The organism is Zongyangia hominis (assembly GCF_014385095.1).
GTDB lineage: Bacteria > Bacillota > Clostridia > Oscillospirales > Ruminococcaceae > Zongyangia > Zongyangia hominis.
In genome coordinates this window covers 534,030-555,088 of record NZ_JACRTC010000001.1, presented here as the reverse complement: position 1 = coordinate 555,088, position 21,059 = coordinate 534,030, and the positions used below count along the sequence as shown (strand labels likewise).

The window sequence follows — 21,059 nt, the reverse complement described above, 5'->3', positions numbered from 1 at the left end:
AAGACACAGGACGACCCGGCGCGCAAGACGCCGCCGTCTCCACAATCTCCACTATCTACCTTATGGTCTCACAGGATCCAATTTAAAGGTTGTCTTTGGTAGAATTATAGTACATCATGTAAAGATAGTCAAAGGTTTATTCATAATTCCTTTTATTTCTACCGTTTTTGTGCTGTGCCATGGCTCTCTTTCTGCATGGATTGTCAAAAAGATGGCATTGAGGTGGGAATGAGAGGCTGCTCTCAAGGAGCAAAGAAAAAAGCCAGCTGTTTCCGGCTGGCTTTTGGCATCTTCTATTCGTCGGCGACGATAAGCTCCACATTATTTTCCCGCAGCAGCTCCACATACTCCTCCGGCGGCATTTTGTCAGTGATGACAGCGTCAAAATCAGAGATGGAAGCAAAGGTAATGAGAGACACCTTGCCGAATTTGGTGGAATCGATGAGCAGATAATTTTTGGTGCTTTTTTCAATGACGGCGCGCTTGATGTCATATTCCATCTGTTCGGAATTGGTGACGCCCGATTCCGAAGTTAGACCGGTGGAAGCTAAGAACGCTTTGTTGATATTGTATTTTTCGATGGATTTGGTGGTATCGGCTCCCATGAGTGAATTGGTCTTCCGGTTGAGAGTGCCGGGCAGGGAATAGAGATGAATATTTTCTATCGGGTAAGCGGCAAAGACGGCTTTGATGTTGTTGGTGAACACATTGATGCCGCCGCACTCAGAAAGGTAGGGCACCATTTGGAAGGTGGTGGTACCGGAGTCGATAAAGATACTGTCGTCTTTTTCCACCAATTTTGCGGCGGCCTTTCCAATGCGATGCTTTTGGTCGCTGTTTTCGTTGCCCCGCTCTTCAAAGGAGGTGGGGGCTTTGACAATGGCCGTCACGCCGCCGTATACCTTTTTGATGATGCCAGAGGCACACAATTCATCTATATCTCTGCGAATAGTATTTTTGGAAACGCCGAATTCTTCACACAGCTTGTCAATCGTGACCGTTGTGTTTTGAAGAATGTACTTTTGCATTTCATCAATCCGTTTAATTTTCATACGCTTGCACACCGACTTCCCCTATTAATCTTTTATCTTCGCATTAATTATAACAGATGCACAAAATAAAATCAATAATTTACTCAAAATATTATCGGTAATGAGAAATTAATGGTTGACTCATGCAGAGAATGTGGTATAATCAAATGGGAAAAACGAAGAATGTTCAATCATATGACCAAAATATTATTATGAGGTGACACTAATGGGAGAGAAAAGCGTAAACATGTATATTGAATTTGACCAAAGCAGGCCGCTGGATGTGATTCCCATCGGCCGGGCGACGGTGGACCTCAATCCGGTGGATTATAACCGCTCGCTGGAAGAAAGCACCACCTTTAAAAAATATGTGGGCGGTTCTCCGGCCAATATCGCGGTGGGCCTTGCGCGCCTGGGTAAAAAGGTAGGCTTTATCGGGATGGTTTCCGACGACCGCTTTGGCGATTATGTCACCCATTACTTTGCAAACGAGGGCATCGACACCTCCGGTATCTGCCGGGCCAAGCACGGGGAAAAGATGGGGCTCACCTTTACCGAGATCCTCAGCCCCACCCAGAGCAGTATACTGATGTACCGCAACCAGGCGGCGGACCTGATGCTCACCACCGACGATGTCAGTGAAGACTATATCGCCAGCGCTAAAGCGGTGGTTATCTCCGGTACGGCGCTGAGTCAGTCCCCTTCCCGGGAAGCAGTGCTCAAGGCGCTTGAATATGCCAAGAAAAATAAAACGGTCGTCATCTTCGACATCGACTACCGCCCCTACAACTGGAAAAGCAATGATGAAATGGCCATCTATTATTCTCTGGTCGGGCGGCAGAGCGATTTGATCCTTGGCTCCCGCGAGGAATTTGATTTAATGGAGGGACTGATCGCCCGGGGCAGCAGTGACCAGGAGACGGCGGCCCGCTGGATTGGCTACGGCAACCGGATTGTCATTATCAAGCACGGGAAGGAAGGCTCCACCGCCTACACCTGTGATGGGCAAAGCTTTGCCATCAAACCCTTCCCGGTCAAGAGCCTCAAGGGCTTCGGGGGCGGCGACGGTTACGCTTCCGCCTTTATTTACAGCATCCTAGAAGGGAAACCGGTCATCGAAGCGCTGGAATTTGGAAGCGCCTCAGCGGCTATGCTCATTGCAAGCCATGCCTGTTCTGCGGATATGCCCAGTGTGGAGGCCATCGAAGCGTTCATCAAGGCGGAAAAGGAAGAATACGGTGAAATGATTGCCCGCGGGTAGCATATTGTTACAAAGGGCGTGGATCTGCATCGATGAAAAAGAGGAGAAGATTTTAAAATCTTCTCCTCTTTTTACCTAAAAATGCCAATCTTATCAGACACAGCATAGCAATATTACATTGGTAGACAAGAGATTGCAAAAAAAACAACAAAAATACACAAAAGAGAAGGAAGAATGATTGAGTTTTCCGCGAGGGTAGGGTATAATTAGTAAAAAAAGTTGTCGAATTAGAGAAATAATAAGGCCTGGAGTATTTTAGGGGAAGAAGACTCTTGGCAGAGGGAGTTAATGGGATGGACTACCAGGGGCAGAAAAAGAAACTGACAGAAATCGGGATGGCGATCGTCTGTTTGGTGGCGATTTGCTTATCCGCATTCAGTATTTATTCCACCTTTCAGATGAACCGGACGGCTTCCATGATCTACGACCACCCTTATACGGTATCCAATGAAGCCAGAGCCATGCGTTCCCGGTTGTTGGACATGCGCGGTTTTCTTTTGGACATCATAGCGGAACCAACCTATGATGTGGAAAATGTGCAGAAACTTCTCAACGAGCGCTACTCCATGCAGTACGAGGCCATTGAAGTCATCACACGGCAGTATTTGGGCCCCAAGCAGGACACGGCCGAATTATTAAAGGCTATGCAGGATTTGGAGAAAACCCAGCTGGAAGCGCTTCCGCTGGTTCTCCCTATGGGAAGGGAGGAAACCGCTGAGTATGCCGAGGAGAACCTCTACCCCAAATATGACGCGGTCAGCGATGCGCTGACCACCATCATTACCTTTGCGGACGCAAAAGTGAAGGGGCTGGAGCTGACTGCGGAAGATACGGCGGCTAAGGCGATTTTTTCGTCTGTATTGCTCACGGTCTTTCTTCCCGGCTATTTTCTGATAGCTTTTTGGCGGGAACGCAAAAACATGCGGGAAATCCGCTATCGGGAACATTTGTTTGACATCCTTTCCACCAACGTGGACGAAGTTTTCTTGATTTACAATCAGGAAAAAGACGGTTTAGAGTATGTCAGCGCCAACTGCGAGCGCGTTTTGGGACTAGAAGAGAGCGATTTTACCTGTAATATGGACATCCTGCAGGAGCAGGTGATTGAGGAGGATCGGGCGGAATTCGAGAAATTCGCCCTGCCGATGGGCGCAAAATCCAGCAAAGTCTGTGATGTGCGCATGCGCCTCTCCTCCGGTGAACTTCGTTGGATGCGCCTGCAAAGCTTCCCGGAAATCGTCAACCAGAAGGTGACCCGTTCCATTATCTCCATCGGAGACCAGACGGAAAATATACGCAGGGAACAGGCCCTTAAGGATGCCCTTGTCAACGCGCAGAACGCCAACGCTGCGAAGCAGAATTTCCTTTCCCGTATGAGCCATGAAATCCGCACCCCCATGAACGCTATCATCGGCATGACCACGATTGCCGCCGCTTATATCGAGGACCGCAAGCGGGTGGAAGACTGCCTGGAAAAGATTGGTTATTCCTCCAAACACTTGATGACCCTCATCAACGACGTATTGGACATGTCCAAAATTGATGAAGGTAAGATGGCCATCGCCCATGAGACTTTCAATCTGGAAAGCGTGGCGGAGTCCATCACCTCGATCATCTACCCACAGGCGGAGGCCAAGGGGGTTATGTTCTCCATGCCTTTGGTGGACCTGACCGACACGGTGCTCGTCGGCGACTCATTGCGGCTCAATCAAATTTTACTCAATTTGCTTTCTAACGCCCTCAAATTTACGCCTTCCGGCGGGTCGGTCCGGCTGGAAATTCAACAGATACAAAAGAAAAATGGCCGTGTCAGGTTACGTTTTACCGTCAGTGACACAGGCATCGGCATGAGCGAAGAGTTTATGAAACGGCTCTTCCTGCCCTTTGAGCAGGAGAGTGCATCCACCGGACGAAGATTCGGTGGGACCGGGCTGGGAATGTCCATTTGTAAAAACCTGGTGACCCTGATGGACGGGACCATCTCGGTCAAAAGTGAACCAGAGAAGGGGAGCACCTTCGCGGTGGAACTGGACTTTGATATTGCGGTATCCTCCGACCAGATTTCCCACCACAACCATCAGGCGTTGGAGGCGCTCAAGGTGCTGGTTGCCGATGATGACCGGGACTGCTGTATTCATACCTCGCTACTGCTTAAAAATTTGGGAATATTGTCCCAGTGGGTGTTGACCGGCGCCGCCTGTGTGGAAGAAGTAGTACAGGCGCACAAGGTGGGAGAAGACTACGATGTGTGTCTCATCGACTGGAAAATGCCGGACATGGACGGCATCGAAGTGACTCGGCGGGTGCGGGAATTTGTGGGACCCGATACCACCATCATCATCATCACGGCTTATGATTGGAGCTCCATTGAAAAACGCGCCCGGGAGGCCGGGGCCAACGCTTTCCTTTCCAAGCCCATTTTTGCTTCCACACTTTATAATACCCTCCTCACCGTGACTGGTATTGAAAAAGCGGTGAGGCCCCATGGGGAGAAAGCACGTCCATCGCTGCAAGGCCGCCGGGTGCTACTGGCGGAAGACAACCTCCTCAACCGGGAAATCGCGGTGGAAATCCTGAACATGACGGGGATGGAGGTCTCTTGTGCAGCTAACGGCCAGGAAGCTGTGGACATGTTCCGTACAAATGCAGACAAATATGACTTGATTTTGATGGATGTGCAGATGCCGGTCATGGATGGCTACCAGGCCACCAAGACCATACGGAAATCCGACCATCCCAGGGCGGCATCCATTCCCATTATCGCCATGACCGCCGACGCTTTCCATGAGGATGTGGTAAAGGCGCGGGAAGCCGGCATGAATGGCCACTTGGCAAAACCCATTGACCCGGAACGCCTCTATCAGTTGATGGAAGATACACTGGACACCCCCTAAGCGGGAGCAGATAGCACATGAGAGGCGACGCTGATTTCCATGTCCAATTGTCTGATAACAAAGTCCATGATCAGTTGTTTTTAAAAATGCGGGCGCGTCAGAGGGCGCCCTTGATATCCAATAAAAAAGCCCCCCGGGATTCCGGGGGGCTTTTTTATTGGATATCATTTTGCAATAACGTCACACGGCGTACCGCCTGTAATTTTCACCAGAGTGTCATAGTCCATCCGGACGGCGGTAGAACTGGTGCCGGCGGCGGGGTAGATGTCCCCCAGGGCTTCCAGGCTTTTGTCGATGAAAATGGTTACATTCTCCACCAAGAAAGGACAGACGCCGCCGGGAAGGTATCCAGTGACGGCGAAGGCGTCCTCGCCTCCCACCATACTGCATTTGCATCCAGCGACTGCCTTTATTTTGGAACTAGAAATTTTCTGCTCTCCGGGAATTACGGCCATATAGTGATTGCCGTCCTTGCCTCGCATCAGAATAGATTTGGCGATTTGGTCGGTTTTAACGCCCAGCTGCGCCGCCGCCATGGGGGCGGTCGCCGTGCTGCCCTCCTCAAACTCTTGTACTGTGAGGCCATGGGACGCGAGAAAAGCGTCCACCTTTTCGTTGCGCATTTTTTGCCACTCCTTTATCTTTCTACATCGCACCAGGACGCACCGGCCTTTCTCAGCGGGTGAGATAGACTTCTATTTTTTCGCTGAGGACCTTCATGCTGTCCTGCTCAAACGGGCTGTCGACGCCTGCTTCCTCTATAACTTCCAAGAAGTTGAGATTGGCGGGCGCTTCCACCAGTTTTTCGTAGGTATCATAGCCGTCCTGCCAGTCGTCTTCCAGCTCTTCCCAAACCTGGAGCGCGACACTGGCCGAGACGGTGTAATCAATGGAATAGAAGGGAACTAAGAAAAAGTGGGGGATATCAATCCAGGAGAGCCCCATGGTATTGGCCATATCGCCGGAGGTGAGCAGGTCCATCCCATATTCTTTGTAAAGATCCGCCCAGATCTCGTTGATCTCTTCCAAGGTGATGTCCTTTTTGGCGTAGACCCGGTGCTGGAATTCATCCTGCATGGTGGCGTTAACAATGGTTTCCACCTTGGAGAAGACCTGGGATTTTTTGGCGTCGTCGGCGCCTTTACCGAAAAAGTCCTCATAGTAGGGAAAGGCGACAAACTCCATGCCCTGAGAGTAGATTTCCGCCACGTCGATTGAACGGGACTCGGAACCAAAATAAGAATGGGGGGAGACCTTGTGATACATGGCGTTGTAGTGGCCGAATTCGTGAAGCAAGGTGGTCGCGTCATAGAAGCTGTCCCCACTGACACTGATAAACATATAGGGGACATAGTAATTCCCGCCGATGATGGTGGTCATATCGGTGTCCGTCTTGTTTTCACGCTTTTCAAAATCGTAGAGATGGTTGCGGCGCATGAAAGCGGAACTCTCTTTGGTCTCATCGGAGATCTGAGAGGTGGCCTTCCAGAAGTTTTCCACCATGCCCTCGTAACCGCCCACCGGTACTACGTCGGAACTGAGCAAAAAGCTGGGGTGATCTGAGCCGTTGGCCGCGTCGAGCTGGGCCTGCTCGATCATCTTTTTGTAAAGGGGTACCATGTATTTCTTGACGTCGGCCCGAAGGGCTTCCACATCATTCACACCATAACAACTGCGCCCCATGGCGTCGTAGCCCATGCCGATGAAGTTGTCATACCCCAGCTTTTGGGCCATCTCTTGGCGCACTGAGATAAGTTCCAAAAACTTGGCCCCCAGAATTTCGTTGTACTTTTGGTAGTAGACAGGAAGAAGATAATACTGTAAATTGGAATCCAAAGAGCTAAAGAGCTTTTCCTCCCCAAAGTAGTCGATGGTGGCGGTGGCGGAGAGATAGTTATATTCGGTAACCAATTGGTTTTCCCGCACTTTGAGCTCCGCGACTTCTTCCGCGCTGGTTTTAGTCGTCATGGTGAGGTCTTCCATCTGCCAGTCACCCAAAAGTTTGGTCAAATCCTCCCGATAAGGGGAATCCACCAGCTTGCGGAAGAGCGTGTTGCGCTTGGCGTCAATCTTGGCCGACATCTCGTCGAGATAGGACATTTCATCCTGATAGAAGGTGTCTGTGGCATCTAAGTAGCTGTGAATTTGTGCAATAGTGTACATGTAATTAAAATTGCCCATATCCTGGGAGAAACTATTGCAGACTTCCATCTGCTTCTCGGCGGAATCGGCGCCGTCAAAATCGGTAACGGCCTTTTCCACTAGGGCGAGCAGGGCGTCGCCGTCTGGACGGGTGTAGGTCATCTGAGAAAAGTCTATATCCTTGTGCTGGGGCTTTCCGCGGAAAAGTCCTGTGATGGAATCGAGCGCGTTATCAATGACAGCACAGGAAGAAAAGAGGATGGAAAGCGCCATACAAATGGACAAGAGAGAGAGCAGGTGTCGTTTTTTAATAGGACTCAATCCTTTCCGAATCATTTGGGCCGAATGCCGGAGCATTTTTACATAATTATATTTATGTTATCATTACCTTCCCGCATAGTAAACAGTATTTCGGGAAAATTGATGCTTTTTTCATATTTTTGTCCCCCTTTGCGCAGTTTCAGTATATGCCAAAACGGTTACAATTAAGAAGCGGATGCAGGGAAAAAGAAGAGAAAAGACACTATATCAGCAGAAGCAGGACTTTGGAAAGGTCAGAAAGAAGGAGGAAACAATTCGATGAAACGATGGCTTACACTCACAGCGCTCCTGTTGGCGGTTATCCTGGTGATGACGGGTTGCTCCGCCAACAAGGTGGGGATGGGGGATTCCAGCAGCAGTATGGCTGCCCAGAATGAAGCCGGCGGTGCCGCCATGGACATGGCTCCAGAATACGCGAATACCGCTGGGGAAACATCCAGTAATACCAGTGGCGACGAAGCCTGGCAGAGCAATGAGGCCAAGATCATCCGTACCATCGATATGGAGGTGGAAACCACCAATTTTGACGCGTTTATCGCCGGTGTGAAGAAAAACGTGGCACAGGCGGGAGGCTATGTGCAAAACTCCTCCGTCTCGGGCAAACGAATTCGCCAGGACGGCTCCCAGGACCTTCGTCACGGCTCCCTGACCTTGCGCATCCCCAAGGATAAACTGGACGAGGTGGTCTCCGGCGTTTCAGACGCGAGTAACGTGACCTTTCAAAACGAATACGCCGATGACATCAGTCTGACCTATTACGACACCGAGTCGCGGAAGAAGGCGCTGGAAATCGAACAGGAGCGTCTGATGGCCCTGCTCGAAAAAGCCGATGACATTGAGGCCATTATCCGCTTGGAGGAGCGCCTGACTGAGGTGCGCCGCCAGCTGGAAGGGTATACGAGCTCCCTGAAGCAGTACGACAATATGGTGGACTACTCCACCCTTAACATCCAGATTTCCGAGGTCAAAAGCGTCACGGAAAAGCAGGGCGAGGGCTTCCTGGAACAGATGGGACGGGGCATCAGCCAAACCTTCCGCGATTTGGGGAAAATGTGCAGGAGCTTCGCGCTGTTCGTCGTGGTCAACTTGCCTTATATTTTGATTCTCGCGGTAATCGTGGCCCTGGCGGTCTTCTTTATCCGACGCTCGCGCCGGCGTAGAAGAAACGCGTTGGATGCTTCCATTAAGAAAGCGGAAAAGATGGAAAGCGATCAGAAAGAGGAAGAAAATGAATGACAAGGAGCTGACGATGGAGTTTTTTCCTCTCGCGGCCGCAGGGGAGCAAACCGAGCGCCGAAAGAAAAGAATTGTGACGGCAGTCATCGTCTTTCTCAGCCTTCTCGTCCTTTTGACGCCCCTGACTGCCACCTATAAGGACGGCGGAACACGGACCTATACGGCTCTCCTTTATAAGGTGATTGTCTGGCGCCCATTGGAGGAAGGGGAAGACCACAAAACCGGCACCGAGGTCTACATTTTTCCGGACAATTTCCACGATCTCGACTTTTACGCATAGAGGAAGCATGAAAAAGAAGTAGAGACTGCCGTGCGGCGAGGAAAGCCGCACGGCAGTCTTTTTGGCGTGTTCAATTTCTGGCAATTGGTGGGAAGGGCTTGCAACATGGATGTAAATACACTATAATAGTAGAAGTTGGAATGAGGCGAAAAATGCGGGAAAATATCCGCAAAATTCACAGGCGCTTCACAATCCTCATGGAAAATGATTGAAAAAACGCACGAATTTGTGCTATGATAATAAACTAGTAGCAAATTTTGTCAACTGCCGATCAAAGCGCGAAAGGACTGCCTCCCCAGGTTTGGGGAAGGACTGTATCCGGCATAAAAGATATCGCCGGAACGATTAGAGCGGCCTTCTTTCGCATATAGATGTAGGACAAGATAAAGAAATGGGCGGAGAACTATGGAATTAACAGTGGGGGTGGACGTCGGTTCCACCACAGTCAAGGTTGTCATTTACGAAGGGGAAAAACTGCTTTTTAAGCACTATGAGCGCCATCTTTCCCAGGTGCGTCAAAAGACGGCGGAAATCCTTGCGGAGGCCAAGGACCTGCTCATTGGCCGGGAATTTAAAGCGGCTATCTCCGGTTCCGCGGGATTGGGGCTTTCCAAGGCCACCGGCATCGATTTTGTCCAAGAGGTATTTGCCACCGGGGAAGCGGTGAAGAAGTACGCTTCGGACACCGACGTAGTCATCGAGCTGGGGGGAGAGGATGCCAAAATCATCTTCTTTACCGGCGGCATGGAAGAAAGGATGAACGGCACTTGTGCCGGCGGCACCGGCGCCTTCATCGACCAGATGGCGTCTCTTTTGGCCGTCACGCCCGACGAGCTGGACAAACTGAGCGCCAATTACGAAAAAATATACCCCATCGCCTCCCGGTGCGGCGTCTTTGCCAAGAGCGACATCCAGCCTCTTTTAAACCAGGGGGCGCGCAAAGAGGACATCGCCGTCAGCATCTTCCAGGCGGTGGTCGATCAGACCATCACGGGTCTTGCCCAAGGACGGCAGATTAAGGGCAAGGTCCTCTTTTTGGGTGGACCGCTCTTTTTCCTCAAAGGCTTGCAGCGCCGGTTTAAGGAAACGCTGCGCCTATCCGACGAAAACGCGGTGTTCCCCGACTTAGGGCCTTATGCGGTGGCCATCGGTACCTCTATCTTTGCCAGAAAGCAGGAGCGCAGCTACACCTATGAGGACTTCCTCGCCCGGATTACCCAGGCGTCGGACGATTCCGACCGCACCGAGTATCTGGAACCGCTCTTTAAAGATGAGGGGGAGTACGAGGAGTTTCGTGCCCGCCACGCCAAGGCGACGGTGGAGCGGCGGGACATCGCTTCCTACTACGGCGGGGCATACCTGGGCATCGACTGCGGTAGCACCACCACCAAGATGGTGCTCCTTTCCGAGGACGACAAGATCTTATACGAGTATTATAGTTCCAACAAAGGAAACCCCGTCACCATCGTCAAGGAACAGCTCGAACAGATTTATAAACTCTGTGGTGACCATGTGATCATGAAGGGCAGCGCCGTCACTGGCTACGGGGAGGACCTCATCAAAAACGCGTTTAACGTGGACGCGGGGCTGGTGGAAACCATGGCCCATCTGCGGGCCGCCCGCTTCTTTAATCCCAAGGTGGACTTCATTTTGGACATCGGCGGCCAGGACATCAAGTGCTTTAAGGTTAAAAATAACTGCATCGACTCCATCATGCTCAACGAAGCCTGTTCCTCCGGCTGCGGCTCCTTTATCGAGACCTTCGCCAAATCCATGGGCTACGACATCGCCACCTTTGCAAACTTTGGCCTCTTTTCCAAGTATCCGGTGGACCTGGGCTCCCGTTGCACCGTCTTTATGAACTCTTCGGTCAAGCAGGCCCAGAAGGACGGCGCCACCGTGGAGGACATCTCGGCGGGGCTTTCCATGAGCGTGGTCAAAAACGCCATCTATAAGGTTATCCGCGCCCGCAGCGCCGACGAGCTGGGCAAAGAACTGGTGGTGCAGGGCGGCACCTTCTTAAACGACGGCGTCCTGCGCAGCTTTGAAAAGGAATTGGGCCACGACGTCGTCCGTCCCGAGATCGCGGGACTCATGGGCGCCTTCGGCGCGGCTTTATTCTCCAAGAGCTTACATAAGGACGTTTCCTCCGTCATCAAGCCCGGCGATCTGCGCCGCTTTGAGCACACGGCCAAGGCCACCATCTGCCAGGGCTGCACCAACAAGTGCAATCTGACCATCAACACCTTTAGCGGCGGCCGTCGCTTCATTTCCGGCAACCGGTGCGAGCGGCCTCTCGGCCAAAAGGAGACCCAGGAGGTCCCCAACCTGTTTGAATATAAGCTAAACCGCATCAAAGCCCTCCGTTCCCCCAAGGGAACCCGCGGGCGCATCGGCATCCCGCTGGGGCTCAATATGATCGAGAACCTCCCGTTCTGGTTTACTTTCTTTACCGAGCTTGGCTTCGAGGTGGTCTTGTCCGATATTTCCTCCCGGCAGCTCTATTTAACCGGTCAGTATTCCATCCCCTCCGACACGGCCTGCTATCCCGCCAAGCTGATGCACGGCCACATCGAGAGCCTCATCTCCAAAGGGGTGGACATGATCTTTTATCCCTGTATGAGCTATAACTTCGACGAGAAGACGGCGGACAATCACTTCAACTGTCCGGTGGTGGCCTACTACCCGGAGCTGCTCTACGGCAACATGGAAAAGCTCCACCATGTCAAGTTTTTGTACCCCTACCTGGGGCTCCACAACCGGACCTACTTTAACCGCTCCATCCGCAACTTTATCAACAAAGAAATCTGCATTATCCCTTACAGCGAAATCCGCCGGGCGTCCAGCAAGGCCTATCAGGCCTACGCCAAATGGGGCGAGGACGTAAAAACCGAGGGCCGGCGGGCCCTCAAATACGCCAAGGACCATCACCTGAAGACCATCGTCCTGGCCGGGCGGCCCTACCACATCGACCCGGAAATCAACCACGGCATCGACCGGCTCATCAGCTCCTTCGGCATTGTGGTGGTGACGGAGGACGCTGTGGCCCATCTGGTGGAGCCGCAGAAGGTCAAGGTCCTCAACCAGTGGACCTATCACGCCAGGCTCTATAACAGCGCCAAATATGTGACGACCCAGGAGAACATGGAGCTTATCCAGCTGGTGAGCTTTGGCTGCGGCATCGACGCCATCACCACCGACGAGGTCCGGGACATCCTGGAATCGGGCGGGAAGATGTACACACAGCTCAAGATCGACGAAATCAACAACCTTGGCGCGGTCAAAATCCGCATACGCAGTCTGCTGGAAGCCATGGATGAAAGGAGCAGAAGGGAACATGAGTAAACCTCAGGACAACGGCCGGGTCATCTTCACAGAAGAGATGAAGAAAACCCACACCATCCTGGTGCCCAATATGCTGCCGATTCATTTCAACATGATCGCCCAGATCTTCCGAGAATACGGCTACAAGATCGAGGTGCTCAGCACCTCCGGGCGCAATGTGGTGGAAAGCGGCCTTAAAAATGTGCACAACGACACCTGCTATCCCGCACTGCTGGTCATCGGGCAGATGATCGACGCGCTGGAAAGCGGAAAATACGACCCGGACAAAATCGCGCTGATGATCACCCAGACCGGCGGCGGCTGCCGGGCCTCCAACTATATCCATCTGCTGAGAAAGGCGCTGAAAAAGAGCGGCTACGATCATGTCCCGGTCATCTCCCTCAACTTCGCGGGCATGGAGAAAAACCCGGGCTTCAAGCTGAGCCTGCCGCTTTTGCTCCGTCTGGTGTACGCGGTGCTCCTGGGAGACCTGCTGATGCTTCTCTCCAACCAGTGCAAGCCCTACGAGGTCATCGAGGGCGCCACCGACAAGCTGGTACAGGACTGGACCAAGCGTCTCTCCGTCTCCCTGCGCCAGAAGGCCAGCTACAAGCAGGTCAAGGAGTTTTACCGGGAGATTATCAGCGACTTCGGCGAGCTGATGCTCCGGGAGGAAGAGAAAATCAAGGTGGGCGTGGTCGGGGAAATCTACGTCAAATATTCCCCCCTTGGCAACAATAACTTGGAGCAGTTCCTTCTTTCCGAGGGCTGCGAAGTGGTGGTGCCGGGCCTGCTCGACTTCCTCAACTACTGCATCTATAACGCCATCACCGACCACAAGCTTTACGGCACGGGGGGACTGACCAGCCTTTTCTCCCGCGTTGGCTACAAATACATGGTCAAAAAGCAAAAGGACATCATCGCCGCCATCGAGGAGCACGGAAAATTCCGGGCCGCCGGTTCCTTTGACCACACCAAGGACCTGGTGCTGGGCTACATCAACCGGGGCGTCAAGATGGGGGAAGGATGGCTGCTGACCGCCGAGATGCTGGAGCTCATCGAGCAGGGAGTCAACAACATCGTCTGCACCCAGCCCTTCGGCTGCCTGCCCAACCACATTGTGGGCAAGGGGATGATGCGGGTCATCAAGGAGCACCACCCCGAGGCGAACATCGTGGCCGTGGACTACGACCCGGGCGCCAGCCGTATCAACCAGGAAAACCGCATCAAGCTCATGCTGGCAAACGCCAAAATGCAGCAGGAGGCAAAGGAGGAAGCCAAAGAAGCGGCGACTCCCGAGTCCGCTGCGGTGAGTGAGGAGGACAAGGTCCTCATTCATTCAAAATAAAAAGCAAGGAACAGCGCCCCGTCAGTTTTGGCGGGGTGCTTTTTCGCGCCTTTTTTTCTTGCCTTCCGTCCACCACAGCTGGGCCGGACTCGTTGTCATTTGGCAGAATCCATGGTAAAATATACAAAGGCAAACGCGGTTTGTTTGGAAATTTGTACAGCAGTCATCCTGGCAATTTGATCGAAACAGTTGACCAAAGTGTTTCATTGTGATATTATGTTAGCATACTAAAGCGAATCAAAGGAAAGGATGCAGAACCTTTATGAAGATATACGACAAGATCACCCCGGAGGGTACCCGGGACCTCCTGTTTGAGGAATGTCAGACCATCCGCTGGGTGACGGCCCAGCTGGAACAGGAGTTTGAAAGCCACGGCTACGGGGAGGTCATGACGCCGGCCATTGAGTTTTTCGACGTCTTTTCGGCCAATTCCACCTATTTTCCCCAGGAGTCCATGTATAAGCTCATCGACAACAAGGGCCGCATCATCGTACTGCGCCCCGATATGACCACCCCCATCGCGCGGCTCACCGCCACACGGATGCAAAACCAGCCTATTCCGCTGCGCTTTTACTACAACGGAAAGATCTACCGGGTGACACCCAGCCACAGCGGCCGCAGCGACGAGACCTTCCAGATGGGCGTGGAGCTCATCGGCGCCGGCACTGCCCGCTCCGACCTGGAGGTCATCGCGCTGGCGGGGGAGTGCCTCAAGCGCATCAGTCCCGACGCCTTCCGCATCGAGCTGGGCCATATCGGCCTCTTTAAGGGCCTGATGGCGCGGCTCGACGCCGACGATTACACCAAGGAGGAAATCCGGCGCAACATCGAGGCCAAGAACTACGGGGCCCTCAACACCATCTTAGACGGTTTCGGCGGGGACCCGGCGGCCGCGGCGCTCAAAAAACTGCCCTCCCTCTTCGGCGGGGCGGAGGTCTTTGACCGGGCCCGGGAGCTTTCGGGATTGGAGGAGTTCTCCGAAATCCTTGATTATCTGAAAAGCGTCTACGAAAGTCTCGGCAAACTGGGCCTGGGCGGCCAGGTCATCATCGATCTCGGTATCGTCAACCAGGGCAACTACTACACCGGCGTCATCTTCCGGGGCTATCTGGAGGGTATCGGCGAACCGCTGGTGTCCGGCGGCCGGTACGACAACCTCCTGCGCGATTTCGGCGCGGACCTTGCCGCCACCGGCTTTGGCATCGACATCAACCTGGCGGTCAAGTTCCTAATGAAAAACCGCTCCCTGCTCACGCCTCAGCCCTCCAAGGCCATCGTCTTCGGCAGAAGCGGCTATGAAACCAAGGCCATCGAGTACACCAAGCGCCTTATTGGGGAGCTGGGCCGGTGCGAGCTTTCGGTCTTTGACACCGAGGAGGAAACCCGCGCCTACGCCAAGGAGAAGGGCATCGGCAAGCTCTACCTCATAGGAGAGGACATCACCATCGTGGAGTTGGGAGGAGAAGTACAGTGAAACCCATGAGAATCGCGCTGACCAAAGGGCGGCTGGAAAAGGACACGGTGGCACTGTTTGAAAAGATCGGGTATGACTGCACCAACCTCAAGGAAAAGGGCAGGAAGCTGATTTTAGAGATTCCCGGGGCCAACATGGAGGTGGTGCTGGCCAAGGCCGCCGATGTGATCACCTATGTGGAGCACGGCGTCTGCGACTTGGGGGTCGTAGGCAAGGACACCATCATGGAAAACGGCACCTCCTTCTATGAGATGATGGATTTGGGCTTTGGCAGGTGCAAATTCGCCCTGGCCACCAAGCGGGGCACGGACTTTTACGCGGGCTACAACACCAAATGCATCGCCACCAAGTATCCCAAGGTGGCCCGCACCTATTTTGAAAGCAAGAACATGGACGTGGACGTTGTCAAGATCGAGGGTTCAGTGGAGCTGGCGCCTTTGCTGGGGCTGGCCGACGGCATTGTGGACATCGTGGAGACGGGGACCACTCTCAAGGAAAACGGTCTGGAAGTGACCGAGTTTATCAGTGACATTTCGGCCCGGGTTATCGTCAATATCGCCAGCCTCAAGCTGCGCAAGGGCGAAATTGAGGGCCTGCTCGATAAAATTGCCGAGGCAAAGGAGGAAAAAGCATGATACAGGTGGTTAAAGCCGATGGCATCCAGGAAAAAAAGCTGCTGGGACAGCTCAAAAATAGGAGTGAAGAGGTGGACCGGCGGGTCACCGCGGCGGTCACCGAGATTATAGACGCGGTCAAGGCGAAGGGTGACGAGGCCGTGCGGGACTATACCATCCGCTTTGATGGAAAATGCCCGACGCGGTTTGAAATTCCCAAGGAGGACATCCAGCGGGCGCTGGACGAAGCGGACTCCGACTTTGTGGGCTCCCTGCGGCGGGCCAAAGAAAATATTGAGGACTTCCATCGGCGGCAGAAGCACCAGAGCTTCATCGACGCCAAGTCAAACGGCGTCATGATGGGCCAGCGCATCCGGGGACTGCACCGGGTGGGGCTCTACGTGCCGGGCGGCACGGCGGCCTATCCCTCCTCGGTCCTCATGAACGCTATCCCCGCCAAGGTGGCGGAGGTGGAGGAGATCGTCATGATCACCCCGCCGCTCAAGTCCGGCGGGGCCAACCCCGACATTTTGGTGGCGGCGGCCATCGCCGGGGTAGACCGGGTCTTTCTGGCGGGCGGCGCCCAGGCCGTGGCGGCCCTCGCTTACGGCACCGAAAGCATCCCCCGGGTGGACAAGATCGTCGGCCCCGGCAACATCTATGTGGCCACGGCCAAGCGCCTGCTCTACGGCACGGTAGACATCGACATGGTGGCCGGACCCAGTGAAATCCTCATCATGGCCGATGAAAACGCCCCGGCCCCCTTTGTGGCGGCGGACCTGATGAGCCAGGCTGAGCACGATGTGCTCGCTTCCGCTATTCTGCTGACCACCAGCGAGAAGCTGGCCCAAGAGACGGTGGCGGAATTGGAGCGGCAGTCGGCCGCTCTCTCCCGGCGGGAGATCATCGCCCAGTCGCTCAGGGACTTTGGCGCTATCATCGTGTGCCGGGATGTGGAGGAAATGATCGCCTATGCCAACGACATCGCTCCGGAGCACCTGGAAGTGATGATGACAAACCCGCTGGAATATCTGGGAAAGTTGGATAACGCGGGCTCGGTCTTCCTGGGCAATTACTCCCCGGAACCGCTGGGCGACTACTTTGCCGGTCCCAACCATGTCCTGCCCACCAGCGGCACCGCCCGTTTCTTCTCGCCGCTGTCGGTGGACAGCTTTGTAAAAAAATCCAGCTTCATTTATTATACCGAGGACGTACTTTGTGATGCCAAGGACGACATCGTCCGCATCGCGGAGCGGGAAGGGCTCACCGCCCACGCCAACTCCATCAAGGTGCGCTTCTAGAATACCCCCCGTCCGGAAGGAATCCGACGCCCAAATGATGGAAAGGTGTGATATCGTGTCCTATCAGCTCGGACAAAAAATAAGGGAGCTCAAGCCCTACGACCCCATCAGCGGCCAGTTTGAGGTTCGTCTCGACGCCAACGAGAGCTTTTTTCCCGTTGACGGTAAATTATTGGAAGAAATGAAGGCCGCCCTTGCCAGGGTGGACTTTCACCGCTATCCCGACCCCTACGCCGTCCGGCTCATTGAGGGCTTCGCCGCCTTTTACGGTGTCAGCCCCGACCATGTGACGGCGGGCAACGGCTCGGACGAGCTCATCGGGGTCATCACGTCCTCCTTTTTGGAAAAGGGGGACGTGATCGTCACCCTTTCTCCCGATTTTTCCATGTACCGCTTTTACGCCAGCATCTATGAGGTGAAAAACATCGACGTCTCCAAAGAGGGGAGCCTCAAAATCGATGTGGACGAGGCCATCGCCCGCATCCGGGAGGCGGGCGCGCGGATGGTCATTTTTTCGAACCCCTGCAATCCCACCTCTCTGGGCCTCTCCAAAGAGGACGTCCACAAGCTCGTCACCTCGGTGGACGCGCTGGTGGTGGTCGACGAAGCCTATATGGACTTCTGGGACCAGTCGATTCTTTCGCAGGCGCACACCTATGAAAACGTCATCGTGCTGCGCACCTGTTCCAAGGCGCTGGGCATGGCGGCCCTTCGCCTCGGCTTTGCTGTGGCCTGTGACGCCATCACGACGGCGCTGCGGGCGGTCAAGTCACCGTACAATGTCAACAGTATTTCCCAGGAAATGGGAACCGTTCTCTTCTCCCACCCGGATCTGATCGAGAAACGGCGGGACGCCATCATCGCTTCCCGCGTCAGTCTGGAAGCCGGGCTGCGGGCGCTTTCGGATCGGGTGGACGGCATCGAGTGCATCTATCCGAGTTGTACAAACTTTGTCTTTGTCAGGATGAAGGACGCGAAGGCAGTCTTTGAGCGTCTGCTCTCCATGTCGGTAGCAGTGCGGCTGATGGGAAATCATTTGCGGATTTCTGCGGGGAGCGAGCAAGAAAATGAGAAGGTGCTCCGCTGTTTGGAGGCCATTTTACAATAAGGAGGGGAAGTCATGCGAAAAGCAAGCGAGGAGCGCAGAACCCGGGAGACGGAAATCTGTGTGTCCATTGATTTGGATGGCTCTGGAAAGACGAACATCGCCACAGGCGTGGGATTTTTGGACCATATGCTTCATTCCTTTGCGGTCCATGGCCGCTTTGATCTGGAGGTGGCGGTGGAAAAATCCGACCTGGAAATCGACTGCCATCACACGGTGGAGGACACCGGCATCGTGCTGGGGAAAGCCATCGGCAAGGCCCTGGGGGACAAGGCGGGCATCGCGCGTTTTGGCAGCGCCTATATCCCCATGGACGAGGCGCTCAGCTTTGCCGCGGTGGACATCAGCGGCCGCCCGTTTCTGGTCTATGACAATGTCCACAAAAACGAGATGATCGGCAATTACGAAACCGATATGACCGAGGAGTTCTTCCGGGCGGTGGCCTTTAACGCGGGGCTCACCCTCCACCTGCGCTCCCTCTACGGCGCCAACGATCACCATCGGATCGAGGCCATGTTCAAAGCCTTCGCCTACGCCATGGCCGCGGCGGTGAAGAAACTGGACAGCGGCGCGCCGGTGTCCACCAAGGGCGTACTGTGAGAAAGGGGGAGGGGCGATGATTGCCATCATTGATTACGGTGCGGGCAACCTCTTCAGCGTCAAAAACGCGCTGGACTACCTGGGTGTGCAAAGCGAGATTACCGACGACCCGCGCCTCATTGCCAAGGCTTCCGGCGTCATCTTGCCGGGAGTGGGGGCCTTTCCCGACGCCATGGGGATGCTCTCCGGACGCGGGCTCAAAGACGCCGTCCATCAGGCAGCTAGGGAAAAGCCCTTTCTCGGCATCTGTCTGGGCATGCAGATGCTCTTTGACGAGGGCCGGGAGTTTGAGACGGTGCCAGGACTGGGCCTCATCGACGGATATGTGGACAAGCTTGACGCCCGGGGGCTCAAAATCCCCCACATGGGCTGGAATGAGCTGAAATTCCATAACCCCTGCGTGCTTCTGGAGGGCGTGGACGAGGGAGAGTACGTCTATTTCGTCCACTCCTACATGGCGTACACGGCGGAGAAAAACATCGCCGCCACCTGCGACTACGGCCAGAAGGTCACGGCGCTGGTGCAGCGGGGACAGGTGTTCGGCGCACAGTTTCACCCGGAGAAGAGCGGTGAGACGGGGCTTATCATGCTGCGCAACTTCGAGCGCCTGACCAAATAGAGAGGAGGCGGCCCATTTGATCATCTTACCGGCCATCGACATCAAGGACGGACAGTGCGTCCGGCTCGTACAGGGGGATTTTACCACCGCTCACAAGGTGGCGGAGGACCCGGTTTCCACCGCCGAGGGCTTTGCGGCCCAGGGCAGTCAGTGGATCCACATGGTAGATTTGGACGGCGCCAAGTCGGCCAAGCCCATGAACACCGATATTTTTACCGCGGTGAAGGAGAAATCCGGTCTTCGCATGGAACTGGGCGGCGGCATCCGGGACATGAAAACCATCGCGTATTATTTGGAGCATGGCATCGACCGGGTCATTTTGGGCTCCATTGCCCTGAAAAATCCAGCCTTGATCAAGGAGGCGGTGGAGGCCTACGGCAATCGCATCGCCGTGGGAATCGACGCCAAAAAAGGCATGGTGGCCACCGAAGGATGGCTCGATACCAGCGACGTCAGCTACCTGGATTTGGCCAAAACCATGGAACAATCCGGTGTAAAGTGTATCATCTTTACAGATATATCCCGGGATGGCACCCTGACCGGGCCCAACTTAGAACAGCTCGACGCCCTCAACCGGGCGGTCGATTGCGACATCATCGCCAGCGGCGGCATCAAGGAGCTTTCCGACATCCGCGCGCTGATGGAGCTGGGGCTCTATGGCGCCATCTGCGGCAAAAGCCTCTACCAGGGAACGCTGGATCTGAAAGAAGCCATAGAAACGGCAGGTGAGCATCGTTGTTAGCAAAACGAATCATCCCCTGTCTGGATGTCCGGGACGGACGGGTGGTCAAGGGCGTCAACTTTGTGGGCATCAAGGATGTGGGCGACCCGGTGGAATGCGCCATCATGTATGACCGGCAGGGCGCCGACGAGATCACCTTTCTGGACATCACCGCCACCCACGAAGGGCGCAAGACCATGGCCGACGTGGTGCGTAAAACGGCCAAAAACGTGTTTGTTCCGTTGACGGTGGGGGGCGGCATCTCCACCATCGAGGACTTTAAGACCATCCTGCGGGCGGGGGCCGACAAGGTGTCGGTCAATTCCTCCGCCGTGCGCAACCCGGAGCTGGTGGCCCGCGCCGCCGACAAGTTCGGCAGCCAGTGCGTGGTGGTGGCCATCGACGCCCGCCGGGACGGGGCAGGCGGCTTTCACGTGGTGGTCAACGGTGGCCGCATCGACACAGGGCTCGACGCCATCGCGTGGGCCAAGCAGGTCTATGAGATGGGGGCGGGCGAAATACTGCTCACCTCCATGGACACCGACGGCACCAAAAACGGCTTTGATTTAGAGCTGACCAACGCCGTCTGCGGTGTGGTCAATATCCCCGTTATCGCGTCGGGCGGCTGCGGCAAGCTGGAGCATTTTTCCGAGGTGTTCCTCCACTCCGGCGCAGACGCCGCGCTGGCGGCCTCCCTGTTCCACTACCGGGAACTGACGGTGGGGCAGGTCAAAGACCACCTGCGGGAATGCGGCATTCCAGTGAGAAAGACAAAGGGGGAGTAGCGC

The 21,059-nt window shown here is 54.6% G+C and carries 17 protein-coding genes; 14 read left to right on the top strand and 3 right to left on the bottom strand.

Annotated elements, in window-relative coordinates:
- Positions 1-293 precede the first annotated feature (293 nt).
- A complete protein-coding gene (locus H8709_RS02435) occupies positions 294-1,052 on the bottom strand; it encodes a DeoR/GlpR family DNA-binding transcription regulator (RefSeq protein WP_262396777.1) in 759 nt (252 codons plus the stop codon).
- A gap of 226 nt (positions 1,053-1,278) precedes the next feature.
- Here H8709_RS02435 and iolC point away from each other — a divergent pair, with 226 nt between their 5' ends.
- Together iolC and H8709_RS02425 are read left to right on the top strand one after the other, a co-directional pair.
- Positions 1,279-2,292 carry a 5-dehydro-2-deoxygluconokinase gene (gene iolC, locus H8709_RS02430; RefSeq protein ID WP_262396776.1) on the top strand — a complete coding sequence of 338 codons (1,014 nt, stop codon included), beginning with the start codon at positions 1,279-1,281 and terminating at the stop codon, positions 2,290-2,292.
- Between the two features lie 272 nt (positions 2,293-2,564).
- Positions 2,565-5,186 carry a response regulator gene (locus H8709_RS02425; RefSeq protein ID WP_262396775.1) on the top strand — a complete coding sequence of 874 codons (2,622 nt, stop codon included), beginning with the start codon at positions 2,565-2,567 and terminating at the stop codon, positions 5,184-5,186.
- Between the two features lie 164 nt (positions 5,187-5,350).
- Here the strand turns inward: H8709_RS02425 and H8709_RS02420 are convergent, their stop codons facing one another.
- Both H8709_RS02420 and H8709_RS02415 read right to left on the bottom strand, forming a co-directional pair.
- A complete protein-coding gene (locus H8709_RS02420; RefSeq protein WP_262396774.1) occupies positions 5,351-5,809 on the bottom strand; it encodes a YbaK/EbsC family protein in 459 nt (152 codons plus the stop codon).
- Between the two features lie 52 nt (positions 5,810-5,861).
- The gene (locus H8709_RS02415; RefSeq protein ID WP_262396773.1) at positions 5,862-7,601 is read right to left on the bottom strand and encodes a M3 family metallopeptidase; all 1,740 of its coding nucleotides are present in this window, start codon (positions 7,599-7,601) and stop codon (positions 5,862-5,864) included.
- Positions 7,602-7,907: 306 nt separating this feature from the next.
- Here H8709_RS02415 and H8709_RS02410 point away from each other — a divergent pair, with 306 nt between their 5' ends.
- The 12 genes from H8709_RS02410 (at position 7,908) to hisF (ending at position 21,056) form a co-directional block, all read left to right on the top strand.
- The gene (locus H8709_RS02410; RefSeq protein ID WP_262396772.1) at positions 7,908-8,885 is read left to right on the top strand and encodes a DUF4349 domain-containing protein; all 978 of its coding nucleotides are present in this window, start codon (positions 7,908-7,910) and stop codon (positions 8,883-8,885) included.
- Positions 8,878-9,165, top strand: a complete 288-nt coding sequence (locus H8709_RS02405; protein ID WP_262396771.1) for a hypothetical protein — start codon at positions 8,878-8,880, stop codon at positions 9,163-9,165. Before H8709_RS02410 ends, H8709_RS02405 begins: the two co-directional genes overlap by 8 nt.
- Positions 9,166-9,570: 405 nt before the next feature.
- Positions 9,571-12,510 carry an acyl-CoA dehydratase activase-related protein gene (locus tag H8709_RS02400; RefSeq protein WP_262396770.1) on the top strand — a complete coding sequence of 980 codons (2,940 nt, stop codon included), beginning with the start codon at positions 9,571-9,573 and terminating at the stop codon, positions 12,508-12,510.
- The gene (locus H8709_RS02395; protein ID WP_262396769.1) at positions 12,503-13,837 is read left to right on the top strand and encodes a 2-hydroxyacyl-CoA dehydratase; all 1,335 of its coding nucleotides are present in this window, start codon (positions 12,503-12,505) and stop codon (positions 13,835-13,837) included. Before H8709_RS02400 ends, H8709_RS02395 begins: the two co-directional genes overlap by 8 nt.
- A 262-nt stretch (positions 13,838-14,099) precedes the next feature.
- Complete coding sequence (gene hisZ / locus H8709_RS02390) at positions 14,100-15,311, top strand: ATP phosphoribosyltransferase regulatory subunit (protein WP_262396768.1); 1,212 nt, start codon at positions 14,100-14,102, stop codon at positions 15,309-15,311.
- A gap of 5 nt (positions 15,312-15,316) precedes the next feature.
- The gene (gene hisG / locus H8709_RS02385; RefSeq protein ID WP_316248741.1) at positions 15,317-15,946 is read left to right on the top strand and encodes an ATP phosphoribosyltransferase; all 630 of its coding nucleotides are present in this window, start codon (positions 15,317-15,319) and stop codon (positions 15,944-15,946) included.
- Positions 15,943-17,226, top strand: coding sequence for a histidinol dehydrogenase (gene hisD / locus H8709_RS02380; protein ID WP_262396766.1), 1,284 nt, complete (start codon positions 15,943-15,945; stop codon positions 17,224-17,226). The genes hisG and hisD overlap by 4 nt, the downstream gene beginning before the upstream one ends.
- Before the next feature lie 34 nt (positions 17,227-17,260).
- The gene (gene hisC / locus H8709_RS02375; RefSeq protein WP_262396765.1) at positions 17,261-18,334 is read left to right on the top strand and encodes a histidinol-phosphate transaminase; all 1,074 of its coding nucleotides are present in this window, start codon (positions 17,261-17,263) and stop codon (positions 18,332-18,334) included.
- Between the two features lie 12 nt (positions 18,335-18,346).
- Positions 18,347-18,931 (top strand): imidazoleglycerol-phosphate dehydratase HisB, encoded by a 585-nt coding sequence (gene hisB / locus H8709_RS02370; protein WP_262396764.1) that lies wholly within the window; start codon positions 18,347-18,349, stop codon positions 18,929-18,931.
- A 16-nt stretch (positions 18,932-18,947) separates the two neighbouring features.
- Positions 18,948-19,550: an imidazole glycerol phosphate synthase subunit HisH gene (gene hisH / locus H8709_RS02365; protein WP_262396763.1), complete on the top strand. Its 603-nt coding sequence runs from the start codon at positions 18,948-18,950 to the stop codon at positions 19,548-19,550.
- 16 nt (positions 19,551-19,566) lie between these two features.
- Positions 19,567-20,292, top strand: a complete 726-nt coding sequence (gene hisA / locus H8709_RS02360) for a 1-(5-phosphoribosyl)-5-[(5-phosphoribosylamino)methylideneamino]imidazole-4-carboxamide isomerase (protein ID WP_262396762.1) — start codon at positions 19,567-19,569, stop codon at positions 20,290-20,292.
- Complete coding sequence (gene hisF / locus H8709_RS02355; protein WP_262396761.1) at positions 20,286-21,056, top strand: imidazole glycerol phosphate synthase subunit HisF; 771 nt, start codon at positions 20,286-20,288, stop codon at positions 21,054-21,056. The genes hisA and hisF overlap by 7 nt, the downstream gene beginning before the upstream one ends.
- Positions 21,057-21,059 lie beyond the last annotated feature (3 nt).